The 17680-nt window shown below is 38.1% G+C and carries 14 protein-coding genes; 6 read left to right on the forward strand and 8 right to left on the reverse strand.

Annotation, left to right across the window (positions count from 1 at the left end; genetic code table 11):
* Positions 1 to 231 precede the first annotated feature (231 nt).
* From MF646_RS10035 to dnaA, 8 genes are all read right to left on the reverse strand, one after another.
* Positions 232 to 1320, reverse strand: a complete 1089-nt coding sequence (locus tag MF646_RS10035) for an HD-GYP domain-containing protein (RefSeq protein ID WP_250096368.1) — start codon at positions 1318 to 1320, stop codon at positions 232 to 234.
* A 142-nt stretch (positions 1321 to 1462) separates the two neighbouring features.
* Positions 1463 to 3994, reverse strand: coding sequence for a DNA gyrase subunit A (gene gyrA / locus MF646_RS10040; protein ID WP_250096369.1), 2532 nt, complete (start codon positions 3992 to 3994; stop codon positions 1463 to 1465).
* A 23-nt stretch (positions 3995 to 4017) separates the two neighbouring features.
* The gene (gene gyrB, locus MF646_RS10045; RefSeq protein WP_250096370.1) at positions 4018 to 5958 is read right to left on the reverse strand and encodes a DNA topoisomerase (ATP-hydrolyzing) subunit B; all 1941 of its coding nucleotides are present in this window, start codon (positions 5956 to 5958) and stop codon (positions 4018 to 4020) included.
* A 130-nt stretch (positions 5959 to 6088) separates the two neighbouring features.
* Positions 6089 to 6376, reverse strand: coding sequence for an extracellular matrix regulator RemB (gene remB, locus MF646_RS10050; protein WP_250096371.1), 288 nt, complete (start codon positions 6374 to 6376; stop codon positions 6089 to 6091).
* A gap of 17 nt (positions 6377 to 6393) precedes the next feature.
* Complete coding sequence (gene recF / locus MF646_RS10055; protein WP_250096372.1) at positions 6394 to 7503, reverse strand: DNA replication/repair protein RecF; 1110 nt, start codon at positions 7501 to 7503, stop codon at positions 6394 to 6396.
* A 12-nt stretch (positions 7504 to 7515) separates the two neighbouring features.
* Positions 7516 to 7731 carry a S4 domain-containing protein YaaA gene (yaaA, locus tag MF646_RS10060; RefSeq protein WP_250096373.1) on the reverse strand — a complete coding sequence of 72 codons (216 nt, stop codon included), beginning with the start codon at positions 7729 to 7731 and terminating at the stop codon, positions 7516 to 7518.
* Between the two features lie 159 nt (positions 7732 to 7890).
* Positions 7891 to 9030, reverse strand: a complete 1140-nt coding sequence (dnaN, locus tag MF646_RS10065; protein ID WP_250096374.1) for a DNA polymerase III subunit beta — start codon at positions 9028 to 9030, stop codon at positions 7891 to 7893.
* A gap of 186 nt (positions 9031 to 9216) precedes the next feature.
* A complete protein-coding gene (dnaA, locus tag MF646_RS10070) occupies positions 9217 to 10566 on the reverse strand; it encodes a chromosomal replication initiator protein DnaA (protein WP_250096375.1) in 1350 nt (449 codons plus the stop codon).
* A gap of 1399 nt (positions 10567 to 11965) precedes the next feature.
* Here dnaA and rpmH point away from each other — a divergent pair.
* The 6 genes from rpmH to mnmG all read left to right on the forward strand — a co-directional run bounded on the left by rpmH (position 11966) and on the right by mnmG (position 17676).
* Positions 11966 to 12103: a 50S ribosomal protein L34 gene (gene rpmH, locus MF646_RS10075; protein WP_003323480.1), complete on the forward strand. Its 138-nt coding sequence runs from the start codon at positions 11966 to 11968 to the stop codon at positions 12101 to 12103.
* A 92-nt stretch (positions 12104 to 12195) separates the two neighbouring features.
* Positions 12196 to 12549, forward strand: a complete 354-nt coding sequence (gene rnpA, locus MF646_RS10080) for a ribonuclease P protein component (protein ID WP_250096376.1) — start codon at positions 12196 to 12198, stop codon at positions 12547 to 12549.
* An 82-nt stretch (positions 12550 to 12631) separates the two neighbouring features.
* Entirely contained in the window at positions 12632 to 13429 is a 798-nt protein-coding gene (spoIIIJ, locus tag MF646_RS10085) for a YidC family membrane integrase SpoIIIJ (protein WP_250096377.1), read from the forward strand.
* Positions 13426 to 14046: an RNA-binding cell elongation regulator Jag/EloR gene (jag, locus tag MF646_RS10090; protein WP_250096378.1), complete on the forward strand. Its 621-nt coding sequence runs from the start codon at positions 13426 to 13428 to the stop codon at positions 14044 to 14046. The genes spoIIIJ and jag overlap by 4 nt, the downstream gene beginning before the upstream one ends.
* A 253-nt stretch (positions 14047 to 14299) precedes the next feature.
* On the forward strand, positions 14300 to 15676 hold the full coding sequence (gene mnmE, locus MF646_RS10095; protein WP_250096379.1) for a tRNA uridine-5-carboxymethylaminomethyl(34) synthesis GTPase MnmE: 1377 nt from the start codon (positions 14300 to 14302) through the stop codon (positions 15674 to 15676).
* Positions 15677 to 15789: 113 nt separating this feature from the next.
* Complete coding sequence (mnmG, locus tag MF646_RS10100; RefSeq protein WP_250096380.1) at positions 15790 to 17676, forward strand: tRNA uridine-5-carboxymethylaminomethyl(34) synthesis enzyme MnmG; 1887 nt, start codon at positions 15790 to 15792, stop codon at positions 17674 to 17676.
* Positions 17677 to 17680 lie beyond the last annotated feature (4 nt).

The raw sequence follows: 17680 nt of genomic DNA on the forward strand, positions 1-17680 counted from the left end.
AAAATTAAATAAATGACGGGATTTTCTTAAAAATCCCTGAGATATCATGTATCTCTTTTTTCGCTTGGCTTTTGTTCAGTTTTCAAAGAACTAACGTGTCGTTTATAGCGACTTGATTATCATAACAAAAACAAATTACTAAGTCAAATTGTTTTTTTATTAATTTTTCAAATCGTTTTGGCGACAAGAAATAATATACCACAGTCTTAAAGTTTAATGCAACTATTATTTTTATGTATTTATAATTTCCTCAATATAGATAGTAGGTATTTTTGTTAATTGTACAATCTCTCCAGTCGCAATCAGTTTAACCATAGGCCTTGTCGATGATTCTTGTTCAAAAAATATAATTTCTGCTTCTTGCCCATTACTTAAGCGAACCTGACTTCCAACCGCTACTAAAACTAAACTTTGAATTAATGTTTGCACAACTTTGATATCAAACTTACCAAATTGCTCTTTTGAAATATCCTCTATTACTTGGAATGGCGATCGCTTAGAACGGTAATAACGTTCCGATGTCATTGCATGATATACATCTGCAACAGCAATAACTTTACTAAACATGTGCAGTTTCTTTGCACCTGCACCTAAAGGGTACCCACTTTCATCTGGTCTTTCATGATGCTGCAAGACTGCTAATAAGACTGAATCTGAAATTCCCATAACACCTTTTAACATTTTATAACTATGAATAGGGTGTTTTTTTACTTCTTCATATTCAACAGATGTTAAGGGACCTGGTTTCTTTAGAATTGCTGGTGAAATTTTAGCCATTCCGGAATCTGCGAGAACTCCACTAAATCCAATCTGCAAATACTCCCCTTTTGAGTACTTTAACCTGTAGCCAAGATATACTGATAAAATGCCTACATACACGCTATGATGATAAAAATAATCCTCTTTGTTACTGTAATGATGGAGCTTAAGAAGGTTTTCCGGTTCCTTAATAATCCTCTCAAATAGGGGTATAAATATTTCTCGAACTTTAACGATTCTAACTTTTTCGCCAGCTTGCCAGTTTAAAAACAATTGCTTGTATTGTTTCACCGCTTCCAAATATTCGTGAAGGAAATCTTTTTCTGTTTTAGGTTCCTGCGAAGTTTCAACTGTTTCCTTATCTAACGCTATAGGCTTAAACGTCTCACCACTAGTTAATAACGACTCTACTTCTACTGACTCTATTAAAAATACTTTAAGAAGTTCAATATGTTCTTCAGTTAACACAGTATTTTTTCTTATCATTGGCAAATCAGTTAATCCCTGAACATCTTTTAATAGAATACAACCTTTTTTTAATTGATTTGGTTTCACCTTCATGTAGGAACCCTCTTTCTGCTGCAAGCTCTAGTAATATTATACGCGACAAAAAGACCCAAGAAAAGGAAGATTTACGGATTTGGTAAGAGACCTTTTTAACATAAAAAGACTGCCAGGGAGCTCCCTAACAGTCTCAATTATATTATTCTTCCTCTTCTTCCGTTGCCTCAGCTACATTTTCTTGCTCTTCTTCAACTGCCTCATTGCCGTCACTTGATTCCGTTTCTTCAACGTCTTCTTCAACGTCCTCATCGTCAATGTCAACTCTAGCAACCGTAGCTACCTCTTCGCCTTCATTTACTCTGATTAACGTTACGCCTTGCGTATTACGGCCAGTAGTTGAAATGCCATCAACATTCATTCGGATAATAACCCCACTTGCCGTAATAATCATAATATCATGCTCAGAAGAAACGACTTTCAAAGAGACAAGAGTCCCATTACGCTCAGTAATGTTACATGTTTTTATTCCTTTACCACCGCGATTTTGGATACGGTATTCTTCAATTGGAGTTCGTTTTCCATAACCCTTCTCTGTAACGATCAATACTTCATGGCCTTCTTCGATAATATCCATTCCAACAACATGATCATCTTCAGAAAGGGAAATACCTTTTACTCCAGCTGCCGTTCGACCCATTAGACGAACATCATTTTCAGGGAATCTGATTGACATCCCTTGTTTTGTACCAATGATTAATTCTTGCTCTCCATCAGTTAGTCGAACACCATGGAGCTCATCATCTTCTCGGAGGTTAATAGCGAACAATCCACCTTTTCTAATATTAGCAAAAGAAGAAAGTTCAGTACGTTTAGCAACCCCATATTTGGTTAAGAAGAATAAATAAGCATCCTCAGTAAACTCTTCAATAGGTATGACTGTACTAATGTACTCACCTTGTTCAATTTGTAAGAGATTTATAATTGGAATCCCTTTTGCTGTACGCCCAAGCTCCGGGATTTCGTATCCTTTTAGACGATACACTTTTCCTTTGTTTGTAAAGAAAAGGATCGTGTGGTGAGAACTCGTTGTAAACAAGTGTTGAACAAAGTCGTTATCATTTGTCCCCATCGCTTGAATTCCTTTTCCACCACGCCTTTGATTACGGTATGTGGAAATTGGAAGACGTTTAATATATCCATTATGGGAAATCGTAATGGCAATATTAGAACGTGGTATTAGATCTTCATCTTCAAAGCTATCTTCACTCATTGAAATTACCGTGCGACGCTCATCATTAAACTTATCCTTTACTTCAGTTAGCTCTTCACGAATAATCTCTAGTACCTTTTCTTCATCAGCTAAAATTGCCTTTAATTCAGCAATCCGGGCAACTAAATCTTGATATTCACCCTCAATCTTGTCACGCTCTAAACCTGTTAGACGTTGAAGTCGCATATCTAGAATCGCTTGAGCTTGCTCATAGCTAAGTTCAAAACGTTCCATTAAGCCATTTCTAGCAATTTCCGTTGTTTGTGATGCACGGATCAGGCTAATGACTTCATCAAGATGATCTAGTGCTACACGTAACCCTTCTAAAATATGAGCACGCGCTTCTGCTTTACGAAGTTCAAAAGCTGTACGACGACGGATGACTTCAATTTGGTGATCTAGATAATGTTCAAGACATTCTTTTAAGTTTAAAACTTTTGGCTGGCCGCCCACTAATGCTAATAGATTGATTCCAAAGCTAGATTGTAGTGCCGTTTGCTTAAAAAGATTATTGAGTAATACATTGGCATTTACGTCACGTCTTAGTTCTACTACAATCCGCATCCCTGTACGGTCGGACTCATCACGTAAATCAGTTATACCCTCAATCTTCTTGTCACGAACTAGCTCAGCAATCTTTTCAATTAAACGAGCTTTATTCACTTGGTACGGAATTTCAGTAAAAATAATTCGCGGCTTACCGTTATGCTCTTCAATACTAGATTTAGCGCGTAATGTAATCGAACCTCTTCCAGTTTGATAAGCTTTACGAATTCCCGATCGCCCTAGAATCTCTGCTCCTGTTGGGAAATCGGGACCTGGAATATACTCCATTAATTCAGGGATGCTAATGTCACGATCTTTTGACAGGGCCAATACACCATCAATGACTTCACCCAATTGGTGAGGAGGGATATTTGTTGCCATCCCTACAGCAATTCCAGATGCGCCGTTAACTAATAGATTAGGGAATCTTGCAGGAAGAACGATCGGTTCACGTTCACTACCGTCGTAGTTATCTTGATAATCTATCGTATCTTTGTTTATATCACGGACAAGCTCCATGGAGATCTTTGACATCTTCGCTTCCGTATAACGCATTGCTGCTGCAGAGTCTCCGTCTACAGAACCAAAGTTTCCGTGCCCATCAACTAACATATAGCGGAAGCTGAAGTCTTGTGCCATACGAACCATCGTTTCATATACGGCAGAGTCACCATGTGGATGGTACTTACCAATTACTTCACCAACAATACGCGCAGACTTTTTATAAGCTTTATCGGAAGTAATTCCTAATTCATTCATTGCAAATAAAATTCGACGATGTACTGGTTTCAACCCATCACGAACATCAGGAAGGGCACGGCTGACGATAACGCTCATCGCATAGTCCATAAAGGATGCTTTCATTTCCTGACTAATATTTCTTTCTAACACTCTAGATTGATCTTGCTCAGCCATTACTTAAACCTCCATCTTCAAGCCTATATATCAAGATTTTGCACATACTGCGCGTTTTCTTGAATAAAATCACGGCGCGGTTCTACACGGTCACCCATTAAAATTTCAAATATTTCATCAGCTTTCATTGCATCTTCTAATGTTACTTGAAGCACTGTCCGATGTTCTGGATCCATCGTAGTTTCCCAAAGTTGCGTTGGGTTCATCTCACCTAATCCCTTATAACGCTGAATACCTAGTTTATCTTTATTAGGAATTTCTTTTAGCGCTTCTTCTAATTCCTTATCTGTATAAACATAACTCACTTCTTTACCTTGCTTTATTTGATAAAGAGGCGGTTGTGCAATATAAACATAGCCATTTTCAATTAACGGACGCATATAACGATAGAAGAACGTTAAGATCAATGTTCGTATATGGGCACCATCAACATCGGCATCAGTCATGATAATAATCTTATGGTAGCGAGCTTTTTCAATATCAAAGTCATCGCCAATTCCCGTACCAAAAGCCGTAATCATTGCACGAATCTCATTATTTGCAAGTATCTTATCCAATCTAGCCTTTTCTACGTTAATAATTTTTCCACGTAAAGGCAAAATAGCCTGGAAGTGACGATCTCGTCCTTGTTTTGCTGACCCTCCGGCTGAGTCACCCTCAACAATATAAATCTCACTAATTGAGGCATCTTTTGAAGAACAATCTGCAAGTTTCCCAGGTAGAGAACTAACTTCAAGAGCACTCTTTCGTCTTGTCAGTTCCCGCGCTTTCTTTGCAGCTTCTCTAGCTCTAGATGCCATTAAGCCCTTCTCTACAATTTTTCTAGCTACTTGTGGATGTTCAATAAGAAAACGTGAGAAATGTTCGCTAAACAATGAATCTGTAATCGTTCTTGCTTCACTATTTCCTAATTTCGTTTTCGTCTGTCCTTCAAATTGAGGATCTGGGATTTTAACAGAAATGATCGCTGTTAGCCCTTCACGAACATCATCACCAGTTAAGTTAGGGTCCGTTTCCTTAAAGAGACTATTCTTTCTAGCATAATCGTTAATAACACGAGTTAAACCCGTTTTGAACCCAGACTCATGAGTTCCACCCTCGTGTGTATTTATGTTATTAGCAAACGAGTATATATTGCTCGTATAGCTATCATTATATTGAACAGCTACTTCTACATTTAGCCCATCCTTTTCACTCTCAATATGGATCGGCTCTTCATGTAATACTTCTTTTGAACGGTTCAAATGTTCAACGAATGAAGCAATTCCACCTTCATAGTGATATTTTGCTTCTTTCCCGTCCTCACGCTTGTCCTCTATAACAATTGTTAATCCTTTATTTAAGAATGCTAATTCACGTAACCGCGTAGCAAGTGTATCAAAGTCATAAGTCGTTGTTTCCTGAAAGATCTCAGCGTCAGGTTTGAAATGGATGACAGTTCCTCTTTTTTCTGTTTCGCCAATCACTTCTAAATCAGCTGCAGGAACACCTTTTTCGTACTTTTGATAATGAACCTTCCCTTCGCGGTGTACATTTACTTCGAGAATTGTTGAAAGAGCATTAACAACGGAAGCACCTACACCATGTAGTCCACCAGATACTTTGTATCCACCGCCGCCAAATTTTCCTCCCGCATGGAGAACCGTCATGATAACTTCAACAGCAGGTCGGCCCATCTTTTCATGAATACCAACTGGAATTCCACGCCCGTTATCTTCTACGGTAATACTATTATCTTCTTCAATTGTTACTTTGATCGTATCGCAGTAACCAGCCATTGCTTCATCAATACTATTATCAACGATTTCCCATACAAGATGGTGTAATCCACGTGCACTTGTCGAACCAATATACATTCCAGGGCGCTTACGAACAGCTTCTAAGCCCTCTAAGACCTGTATTTGACTTTCATCATAAGACTGTTGTGTTGAATGTTGTTCATTCGTCACTTTGTTCACCTTCATTCTTCATTATCGATCTAAAGAGGACATAATTGCCTTTTTACATCCTGCAAACAATGACCTTACATCTATCAGTGGAGCCATTGCCTAATTCTTATGAACACTCTATTTTAACATTGGATTTAATTAAAATCTATGACGTCTCACTGTCTTCATCATGCTCATGGTGGAGATCCATTAATGCTTTGCCTTGAGCTCTTCGATTTAAAGTTAAAGAGGATACCGGGGAATAATATACTTCCTCATTGGTTAGAACGATTGACTTAATATAATCAGTTGAAATTACAATTTTCTTTTTTCTCTTTTCTTCTTCTTTTAGATACGTACTTGTAATTTGTGATTGTTCTTTAACATCACAATTTAATATCGCAATAATATCTTTAGACCTAATTATGACATCTCCACCTAAGTGTATAAACAAATGTGTCACCGCCTCATTTACTTAGTGATCGTTCCTTCTGAAACATGGAAAATCGCTGCTTGATTCAATGTTTGTTCATCAATTCCACTCACATTTGTTGTGGTAACAAACGTTTGTACACGACCTTGAATCGTTCGAAGAAGATGCGACTGTCTATAATCATCTAATTCAGATAAGACATCATCCAAAAGAAGAATAGGATATTCACCAATTTCTGAATAAATCAATTCAATTTCGGCTAATTTAAGGGCAAGCGCGGTCGTTCGTTGTTGACCTTGAGATCCATACGTTTGAACATCTCGCTCATTAATAGAAAAAGCAAGGTCATCACGATGAGGTCCAAACAAGGTCACTCCTCGTTGAATTTCCCGTTCGCGCAACTCTTGATATGTTTGATAGTATCCATCCTTTATTTTCGACAAATCTTTGTCTTCTGATACGTCTGTGGATGAGAGATACCGAATCTCTAATTTTTCTTTTCCTCTACTGACATCATGATGAATTTGCTCTGCCCAAGTTTGCAGGCGCTTAATAAACCCATATCTTCTTATCGTCACTTCTGCAGCTAACACAATCATTTGATCAGTTAAGATATCTAACATTTCTTTAGAACCTTTACCAAATTGCAATGTTTTTAATAAGTGGTTCCGCTGCTTCAACACTTTTTGGTACATGCCTAAATGGTGTAAGTAAACACGACTAATTTGCCCTAGCTCCATATCCAAAAACCTTCTACGGACTTGCGGACTCCCTTTGACAAGGTTCAAATCTTCAGGTGCAAACATGACAACATTCGCCGCACCAACATACTCACTTAGCTTTTTCTGTTCAAGCCCGTTGATTTTCCCTTTCTTTCCCTTTACCGATAGGATTAGTTCAATGTCTAACGAGCTTGTTTTTTTAGCTATCTCTCCATGAATTCGCGCAAATTCTTCGCCCCATCCAATTAACTCTTTATCTTTAGAAGTTCGATGAGATTTAGCAAGAGCTAACACAAAAATTGATTCAAGGATATTGGTTTTCCCTTGTGCATTCTCCCCTAGAAAGACATTTACTTGTTTATGAAACGATAATTCTACTTTTTTATAGTTGCGGAATTGTCTGAGAGTAAGTTGCTTTATATACAAAAGCGATTCCCCCTATTTCGCAACAATTTGAAATTTCGTTCCATCTTCAAGTGTTACGATGTCGCCTGGTACTAACTTTTTCCCACGGCGATTTTCTTCTTCGTCGTTTACAAAGACAACATACTCAGAAAGATACCATTTAGCCATACCACCTGTATCAATGATTCCCGCTTCTTTCAGCATTTGCCCCAGTGTTATGTAAGCTGTTGAAATGACGATTGAATCCATGTTTATCACTCTTTCTGTATTAAGATCATTCTTAGCTAGTCATGTAGCAAATCGAAGACAGCAATTCATACGTGAGTTGCTGTCTTTTTTCTCGTTCATTTTGTTATTCTTCTTTTATTGTACTAAACGTGCAGGATTTTTGCCAATCCCTCTTATGGATTAATATGTGCGGACTGGTGAAAACAGATGTAAATAATGGTCATGTTCAATCGGACGAATAACAAACGGACTCATCGCACCTGTAAAAGTAATATTTACATCTTCGCTATCAATAACTTTTAACGCATCAATGATATTTTTCCCGTTAAAAGAAATTCGCATATCTTCTCCCTGCATCTCCGTTTCAATATTCTCTGTTACCTTTCCTACTTCAGGAGAAATGGAAGTAATCTCAACATTGCCCCCATCTAACGTTTTTAAGTTAATGACGTTATTCTTTCCTTCTCTTGAAAGTAGCAATGCTCGTTCTAATGTTTGTAAAAATGGTTTTGTTTTTAATTTTAACGATGTTTTTGATTGAGTAGGAATCATACTTTTAGTAACTGGATATTTTCCTTCAAGCAACCTTGAGAAAAATAGTAAGTTTTTCAATTTGAAAAGAATTTGATTTTCAGTGACAACAACATCAATCAGTTCATTCGTATCATCAATAATTTTACTTAATTCATTTAAACTCTTTCCAGGAATGACCACATTTGAAAACGACAATGATTCATCATTTTTCTCAATCGTTGCTTTTCTCATAGCTAAACGATGACTATCTGTTGCAGTACAGATCAACTCACCTTCTTCAGTCTCCAAGTTTACACCTGTCAACACCGGGCGTGTTTCCTGAGTGGACACTGCGAATACAGTTTGTCGAATCATGTTTTTTAGCATGTCTTGAGGCAAACGGAATAATAAATCCTCCTCAAGTTGCGGCAATCGTGGATACTCTTCTGGATCAAGTCCATTTAAGTTAAAGACAGAAGAACCTGAGCGGATTGTTGTGGCAAATTGATCTTGAACAATTAATTCAACATTCGTACCAGGTAACTTTTTAACAATTTCAGCGAAAAAACGAGCTTGTAGGACAATGCTCCCTTTCTCTTCAATTTGAACAATTTCAGATCCATCTTCTTCTTTAGGAATAAATACTTCTATTGATACATCCGAATCACTACCGGTAAGAGTTAGACCTTCATTACCAGCTACAATTTTTATTCCTGTTAATATAGGAATTGTTGTTCTCGAAGAAACAGCTTTTGCTACATTTTGAACATCATGAACGAAACGATCACGATTAATAGAAAACCGCATATTAAAACTCCTTAATTAATATATTTATGTTTTTAAAAGAATAGTAATAATAGTAATAGGGACTGTGAATTTGTGGATAACTTGATTTTTAAGTAAAATACCAGCCTGTCCACATGTTAATAACGTGTTGATAGGCTGGTTTGTTTTATTCACAGTGTTCACAAGTTCTATGATCCCTAATACTAATTAATTTCTTAATAAATCCATTAACTCTTGGATTTTTTCTTGTAATTCTTGGTCGCTAGCAAGCAATGTAGAAATCTTTTCATGTGCGTGGATGACGGTTGTATGATCGCGCCCTCCAAATTCACTACCGATTTTAGGCAATGAAGCATCTGTTAGTTCTCTTGATAAATACATGGCAATTTGCCTTGGGAAAGCAACCGACTTTGTTCGCTTTTTTGCTTTAAAGTCCTCTAGCTTCACATGATAATGCTCCCCAACTAACTTCTGAATATCAGTTATCGTTAATATTTTTGGTTTCGAATTAGGAATAATATCCTTTAATGCTTCTGCAGCTAAATCTGCATTCATATCTTGATTAATAAGAGAAGAATAAGCAACGACGCGAATTAACGCTCCTTCTAACTCTCTAATATTCGTATCTATTTGATTGGCAATGTAAAGCATGACTTCATTAGGAATATCAAGGTTTTCAGCTTTAGCCTTTTTTCGTAAGATAGCAATTCTCGTTTCAAGATCAGGAGGTGTAATATCCGTAATCAAGCCCCATTCAAATCGTGAACGTAATCTATCTTCTAGTGTAGGGATCTCCTTAGGAGGTCTGTCACTTGAGATGACAATTTGTTTCGATTCTTCATGTAAAGCATTAAAGGTATGGAAGAATTCTTCTTGAGTTTGTTCTTTCCCAGCTAGGAATTGAATATCATCAATAAGAAGTACATCTACATTTCGATATTTATTTCGAAAATTAACGGCTTTGTTGTCACGGATCGAGTTAATGAATTCATTTGTGAATTTTTCTGATGACAAATAAACCACTTTTGCATTTGGATTGTTATCCATTACATAATGACCAATTGCGTGCATCAAATGGGTCTTTCCGAGTCCGACACCACCATAGATAAAAAGTGGATTGTATGCTTTAGCCGGAGCCTCCGCTACAGCGAGAGAAGCCGCATGGGCAAAACGGTTACCAGACCCAATGACAAATGTATCAAACATATATTTATCGTTTAACATCGTTTTGGATGTATTAGCAGTATTGGCTTCTTCCTTTGCTTGCTTTCTTGGTATTGGCTCAGGGATAAAATCATCTTCCATTTCGTGTTGAGGAATGACGAATTTAGGTTTGAGACGTGTGCCGGTGATTTGTTCAATTGTGTCAGAGGTTAACTCTGCATAATGATCTTCAAGCCAGTCACGTGCAAATTCATTAGGTGCAGTAATGATGATCATATCGTTTTGAATATCATTGGCTTTTGTGGCTTTTAGCCATGTTTCAAAACTAGGCTTACTCACTTTTTTTTCAATTTCAGCAAGGGCCTGTTCCCATAGGTCATGGATGTTCTCCAAAAGTTCCCCCTCCTTCTTTTCTGAATAACGAACGAACGACCACCAACTTGTCGAACTTTTGTACAAGTTGGTGGATGTGGTCGAATAAATATACATTCACACGTAAATGTGTAAAAATTATAATATAGTAGAAAAACGTCAAAATGCGAGTTCTAAACAGTTTGTGGACAACTAAATTAACAGCGATCAGTAAATGTCCACAAAGTTACCCACAGGTTGTGGACAAAAAATATATAGTTTTACTTGTCCACGAGTGAAAACAATTCAATCATAGCAAAAAAATACCTTAACCGCAATGGTTTGTTACATTTATCCACACAACACAGTATCTTGTGTTCTGTTTTTATCCACAACACAAGATATGTGTGTAACTTGTCGATAAATTCATGGAGAAGTCGAAAGGTGTCAGAAAGTGTTTATCCACAGGTGTGATTTGGGGAACTTTTGCACATGGTGTTAATAGAATCGGGGTTTTTTATTAGAGTATGATGAAAAGCTGTTTAATATGTTGTTTTATTTGGAATGGTATAGAATTTTTTTAGAAAGAGTTATGAGGAGGGGGGGATAAAGTTACATATTGATAATAGATTGCTCTAGAAGATGTGGAAAACTAGGTGGAGTTTTTGTCGAAAGAGAGAAAAATTATTTTTTTCTATAATATATATTGTTGAAATGACTTCTGGAGGATCCGTAAATTAAAAAGAGTGGTATTTAGAGTCGAGACATGAATTTTAAGTGAGGGCAAAAGGGAAAAGGTCGATCCATTGTATGGAAAGAGTGAATATGATGGTGTGGGTACTCTGCAGATAAGAAGCAGAAGCGAAAAGGAGAAGGGCGGTCCTATTTGTCATGAAGAGAGCAAGAGTAAGAACGAAAAGGACGGCCGTCCTTTGTTGTTGAGAGAGTAGAAAGGTTGTGGTGACTTTACACGCCGTGCGCTTTTTGAGAAGAACACTCAAAAAGCTTAAACCCAGACGGTGGCTCCGCACACCGCTAAGAGTAGATAGAAAAAGGACAAGGGCGGCCTTTCTGCTATGAAGAGAGTGAACATAGATTGCGGTGGCTCCACGCGCTGCACGCCTAAAGGAGAAGAGCGCTCCTTTAGGCTAAAGACAAAGCAGCGGCTCCGTGAACTGCTAAGAGTAAAGAGAAGGTAAAGGCGTCTTTTTCCAAAAGAGCGAGCGAACATGATGGCGGTGGCTCCGCGCGTTGCACGCCTAAAGGAGAAGAGCGCTCCTTTAGGCTAAAGACAAAGCAGCGGCTCCGCACACCGCCAAGAGTAAGAACGAAAAGGAAAGATCGTCCTTTTCGTTCTTACTCTTGACAAAGCACCTGCTCGTTCCTTATAATTTACAAGAATGTCTTTAAGATATAGTTAATCCTCAGGGAGGTGTAATAAATGGGAAAACCAACATTCCAACCGAATAACCGTAAGCGTAAAAAGGTACACGGTTTCCGTGCACGTATGAGCACAAAAAATGGCCGTAAAGTATTAGCTCGTCGTCGTCGTAAAGGAAGAAAAGTTTTATCTGCATAGGCCACTGAATGTCAGTGGTCTTTTTCTTCTGTTATAGTGCGTATTTAGTAGATAGGAATGAAAGAGTTCTTATTTGTTAAGGAGTGTATTTCTTGAGAAAAGAGCAACGGGTTAAAACGAATGAAGAATTCTCAAAGGTATTTAAAAATGGACAATCCGTTGCAAATCGGCAGTTTGTTCTATATAAATTGCCAAAGGAAGGACAAGGTCCATTTAGACTTGGATTATCTGTCAGTAAGAAGGTTGGCAATGCTGTCACACGCAATCAAGTAAAGCGCTATATTCGAGAAGTATTTCGCTTGAAAGAAGAGTCTATTGAAAAAAATACTGATTATGTTGTGATCGCTAGAAAGCCAGCTGCCTCCATGAGCTTTACGGAAGTCGAACAAAGCTTGCTTCATGTAATGAGGAAGGCGAGAGTGCTTAAAAAAGTAAAGCAAACATAGATCGATCTTTTAAAGTGAGTTTATTCTGTTAGAGTAGGCTTTTCATATATATATGATGTAAGAGGGACAAGGAGGAGAACTCGTGCTGAAAAAATTTGGCTTGGTGGCCATGATGATTGGGCTTCTTGTTTTAATGACAGGGTGTTTCAATATTGAAGAACCAATTACAAAAGATAGTACTGGTTTTTGGGATTCATATTTGGTTTATCCTTTATCATGGTTAATCATTTATTTTGCAGATATTTTTAATGGAAGCTATGGACTTTCTATTATTGTCGTTACGATTCTTTTACGTATTTTGATTTTGCCTTTAATGATTAAACAAACAAAGAGTGCAAAAGCGATGCAAGCGATCCAACCAGAGATGCAGAAGCTTCGTGAGAAATATAGTGCGAAAGACCAAAAGACTCAACAAAAGTTACAACAAGAAATGATGGCAATGTTCCAAGAACATGGGGTTAACCCATTAGCTGGTTGTTTGCCGTTATTTATTCAAATGCCGATTTTACTTGCGTTTTATCATGCGATTATGCGTACGGGGGAAATTGGTAACCAACCATTTTTATGGTTTGAATTAGGGACACCTGATCCATTTTTCATTCTACCAATCGTTGCGGGGATCACAACATTTATCCAACAAAAGATGATGATGGTAACAGATAACCCGCAAATGAAAATTTTATTATATGTTATGCCGATTATGATCTTCGTATTTGCTATTTTCTTCCCAACGGCACTTACACTTTATTGGGTAGTCGGTAACATCTTTATGATCGCTCAAACTTATTTTATCACTGGGCCAAATGTCGGGAAAAAGGCAGAAGAAAATGCAGCTGCGCAACAACCGAGTAAGGCAAAAAAGGGAGGTAAAAAGAAGTGACGCATATAACCGTGATAGGGAAGACAGTTGATGAGGCCATTGCAAATGCAATGAATGAATTGCAGACAACAAGAGAGAAACTTTCATACCGTGTAATAGAGGAGCCTCAAAAAGGTTTTTTAGGTATTATAGGTTCGAAGCCTGCAAAAATTGAAGCCCATGTTCTACCTGATCCGGTTGAAGTAGCGCAAAGCTTCTTAGAGGAGACTGTTCGATTAATGGGTCATGAGACCGTCATTACGAAAAAATCTTCAAAAGATCGTGTGTTGCTTGAATTAGCAGATTCTAATGAGGCAGGTCGATTAATAGGGAAACGAGGACAAACGTTAGAGGCTCTCGAGTACTTAACAAACCTTGTTGGGAATCGACAAGATCAATCATACACACGCTTGGAACTTGATATTGGAAATTATCGTGAACGACGAAAGCAGACACTCGAACAGCTTGCTGACCGTGTAGCAAAAAAAGCAAAGGATACGAGAAAATCATTACCTTTAGAGGCAATGAATGCCCTTGAGCGGAAAATCGTTCATGAAAGGCTTAAATCCGTTCCTGGTGTTGTAACAGAATCAGAAGGAAAAGGGGCAAACCGACATATTGTCATTAAGCCTCAATAAAAGTAGAAATCCTCGAGGCTGTTGAAAAAGGAGAAGCTCATCCTTTTTCAACAGCCTCTCTTTCATGGTAGAGGATTTTTGTATAGAGAGTATAATGGAAGGTAGCTTATCTCTTTTTATTTGCTATATCTTCTTATATAATAAAGTTTTTATTTAAAATAAAAGAACCGTCCTTTATAGGCTATATGAATTGAAAAGTAAGTCGATACTAATAAAAATTAGAACAAGATCGTGACAAATGAGGTGAGAGGTAATGGAGTTTGATACAATAGCAGCAATATCAACTGCGCTTGGGGAAGGCGCTATTGGAATAGTTCGTTTAAGTGGTGATGACGCTATTCAAATAGCTGACAAACTGTATAGTGGAAAAGATAAGCTTTCTAATGTTCCAAGTCATACAATTGTTTATGGACATATCGTTGATTCATCGTCAAATGAGCGGGTAGAAGAAGCGATGGTCTCGGTTATGCGAGCACCAAGAACATTTACTCGTGAGGATGTAGTTGAAATTAATTGTCATGGTGGGTTGCTTTCTGTTAATCGAGTTCTGCAATTGGCACTAAGGCACGGAGCTAGACTTGCTGAACCAGGGGAATTCACCAAGCGAGCTTTCTTAAATGGAAGAATAGATTTATCTCAAGCTGAAGGGGTTATTGACTTAATCCGTGCAAAAACAGATCGCGCGATGAATGTCGCACTAAAACAAGTAGATGGACGTTTGTCGAAAAAAATTGGCGTTTTGCGTCAAGCTCTGTTAGAGACTGTTGCACATGTCGAAGTCAATATTGATTATCCTGAATACGATGCTGAGACGATGACGCATGGCATGTTACAAGAAAAAGCTACTTTTGTTATAAATGAAATTGATAAGTTGCTCGGAACGGCCAAGCAAGGAAAGATCTTACGTGAAGGTCTATCTACAGTTATTATCGGTCGTCCGAATGTAGGGAAATCATCATTGTTAAATAGTCTTGTTCATGAAAATAAGGCGATTGTAACAGATGTAGCAGGAACAACAAGAGATATTATTGAAGAGTATGTAAATGTAAAAGGTGTTCCGTTAAGGCTCGTTGATACAGCTGGAATTCGTGAAACAGAAGATATTGTTGAACGTATCGGTGTTGAACGTTCGAGAGAAGTGTTGAAAAAAGCAGATCTCATTCTATTAGTGTTAAACTATGGAGAGGAATTATCTTCCGAAGATGAAGCATTGTTTGAAGCTGTAGAAAAAATGAACGTTATTGTCATTGTTAATAAGACGGATGTTGAGCAAAAGATTGATCTAGAGAAGGTGAAAAAGTTAGCAGCAGACCGTCCGTTAGTTACTACCTCGCTCCTTCGCGATGAGGGAGTCGATCAGCTTGAACAAGCAATTGCTGATTTGTTTTTCGAAGGTGAAATTGAAGGTGATGATGTTACGTATGTATCCAATACAAGGCATATTGCTTTATTAGAACAAGCGAAGTCGACAATTGAAGATGCAGTTGGTGCAATTGAAATGGGCGTTCCGATTGATCTCGTTCAAATAGATGTAACAAGAACATGGGAACTGCTTGGTGAAATAATTGGTGACAGTGTTCAAGAGAGTCTAATTGATCAACTGTTCTCCCAGTTTTGTTTGGGGAAATAGCTGGGTATGTTTGAGTTAGTAAGTGAAATGCAATGCTTAAGTATAAATTTATATTTAATTCAAAATGAAAGGTGCCAGGACAACTGAGCATTTTCACTAAGGAGGTTAGCTTTGTGAATTATCAAGGTGGTCAATTTGATGTCATTGTTGTTGGTGCAGGGCATGCAGGGGTCGAAGCTGGACTTGCAGCAGCAAGAATGGGAGCAAAAACGTTAATGTTAACACTGAACTTAGATGCAGTTGCATATATGCCTTGTAATCCATCGGTTGGTGGTCCTGCAAAAGGTATTGTTGTAAGGGAAATTGATGCATTAGGTGGTGAAATGGGAAGGAATATTGATAAGACCCATATTCAAATGCGAATGCTCAATACAGGAAAAGGACCGGCTGTGCGTGCATTACGTGCACAAGCAGATAAATACCTTTACCAACATGAAATGAAGAAAACAATAGAGGAAAATGAAAATCTTTTATTACGTCAAGGAATGGTTGAACGACTAATTATTGAAGATGGTGTTTGTAAAGGAGTTATAACAAATACTGGTGCTGAGTACAAGGCGAAAGCAGTCGTTATTACGACAGGAACTTACTTAAGAGGGAAAATTATCATTGGTGATCTAAGTTATGAAAGTGGACCTAATAACATGCAGCCATCTGTGCAGTTGTCATATCATTTAAAAGAGCTTGGATTTGAGATGGTTCGTTTTAAAACAGGGACTCCGCCTCGAGTGAATGGAAGTACGATTGATTATGATCAAACGGAAATCCAACCAGGCGATGATAAACCGCGTGCATTTTCATATGAAACGACAAAATATATTACAGATCAGCTTCCTTGTTGGTTAACATATACAAGTGAAGATACTCATCAAATTATTAACAACAATTTAAGCAGATCTCCTATGTATTCAGGTATGATTGAAGGAACAGGACCGCGCTATTGTCCATCAATTGAAGATAAAATTGTTCGTTTCAATGACAAACCGCGTCACCAAATTTTTCTGGAGCCAGAAGGAAGAAATACTTCGGAAGTGTATGTTCAAGGCTTATCGACGAGCTTACCTGAGGATGTGCAGTTAGAAATTTTAAAAACGGTTCCTGGTCTCCAAAATGTAAGAATGATGCGCCCTGGTTATGCGATTGAATATGATGCAATGGTTCCAACGCAACTATGGCCAACACTTGAAACGAAGAAGGTACCTGGTTTATTCACAGCAGGGCAAATTAATGGAACTTCTGGTTATGAGGAAGCTGCAGGACAAGGTATTATGGCAGGAATCAATGCTGCAAGAAAAGCACAAGGAAAAGAAGGAATCATCCTTGACCGTTCTGAAGCGTACATTGGAGTACTCATTGATGACCTTGTAACAAAGGGCACAAGTGAGCCGTATCGTTTGCTTACTTCGCGTGCAGAGTATCGCTTGCTTCTCCGTCATGATAACGCGGACTTACGTTTGACAGAGAAGGGATACGAAATTGGTTTGATTTCAAAAGAGCGTTATGGTCGTTTCCTGAAGAAGAAAGAACAAATAGCTGAAGAAAAGAAACGTTTAGAAGGAATTATCGTGAAACCTTCTGAACAAGTAAAAGAGGTACTTGAACAAGTTGGTTCGGCCCCAATGCAAGAGGCAGTCCGTGCTACAATGCTGCTAAAAAGACCGGAACTAACTTATCCAGATGTGGCGAAAGTAATTGAACCTCCTGAAGAACCTTTATCTGAGGATGTTACAGAGCAAGTGGAAATTCAAGTGAAGTATGAAGGATACATTGGCAAACAGCTTCAGCAAGTAGAGCGCTCGAAGAAAATGGAGAACAAAAAGATTCCTGAGGATCTAGATTACTCTGCTATCAATGGTTTAGCAACAGAAGCTAGACAGAAGTTAGCCGAAGTCCGTCCGCTTTCAGTAGGGCAGGCATCAAGGGTATCAGGTGTGAATCCTGCTGATATTTCCATTCTCCTTGTGTACCTAGAACAAGGAAGGTTAGCGAAAACCCAATAAGTAA

Source organism: Halalkalibacter alkaliphilus, from assembly GCF_023555415.1.
GTDB classification, from domain to species: domain Bacteria; phylum Bacillota; class Bacilli; order Bacillales; family Bacillaceae_D; genus Halalkalibacter; species Halalkalibacter alkaliphilus.

What these genes read in the sequence shown, in the direction of transcription:
- rpmH (WP_003323480.1), top strand. Translation starts at nt 11,966, where the DNA reads ATGGGAAAACCAACATTCCAACCGAATAACCGTAAGCGTAAAAAGGTA.
- yaaA (WP_250096373.1), bottom strand. Translation starts at nt 7,731, where the DNA reads ATGGATTCAATCGTCATTTCAACAGCTTACATAACACTGGGGCAAATG.
- mnmE (WP_250096379.1), top strand. Translation starts at nt 14,300, where the DNA reads ATGGAGTTTGATACAATAGCAGCAATATCAACTGCGCTTGGGGAAGGC.
- gyrB (WP_250096370.1), bottom strand. Translation starts at nt 5,958, where the DNA reads ATGAAGGTGAACAAAGTGACGAATGAACAACATTCAACACAACAGTCT.
- gyrA (WP_250096369.1), bottom strand. Translation starts at nt 3,994, where the DNA reads ATGGCTGAGCAAGATCAATCTAGAGTGTTAGAAAGAAATATTAGTCAG.
- dnaN (WP_250096374.1), bottom strand. Translation starts at nt 9,030, where the DNA reads ATGCGGTTTTCTATTAATCGTGATCGTTTCGTTCATGATGTTCAAAAT.
- MF646_RS10035 (WP_250096368.1), bottom strand. Translation starts at nt 1,320, where the DNA reads ATGAAGGTGAAACCAAATCAATTAAAAAAAGGTTGTATTCTATTAAAA.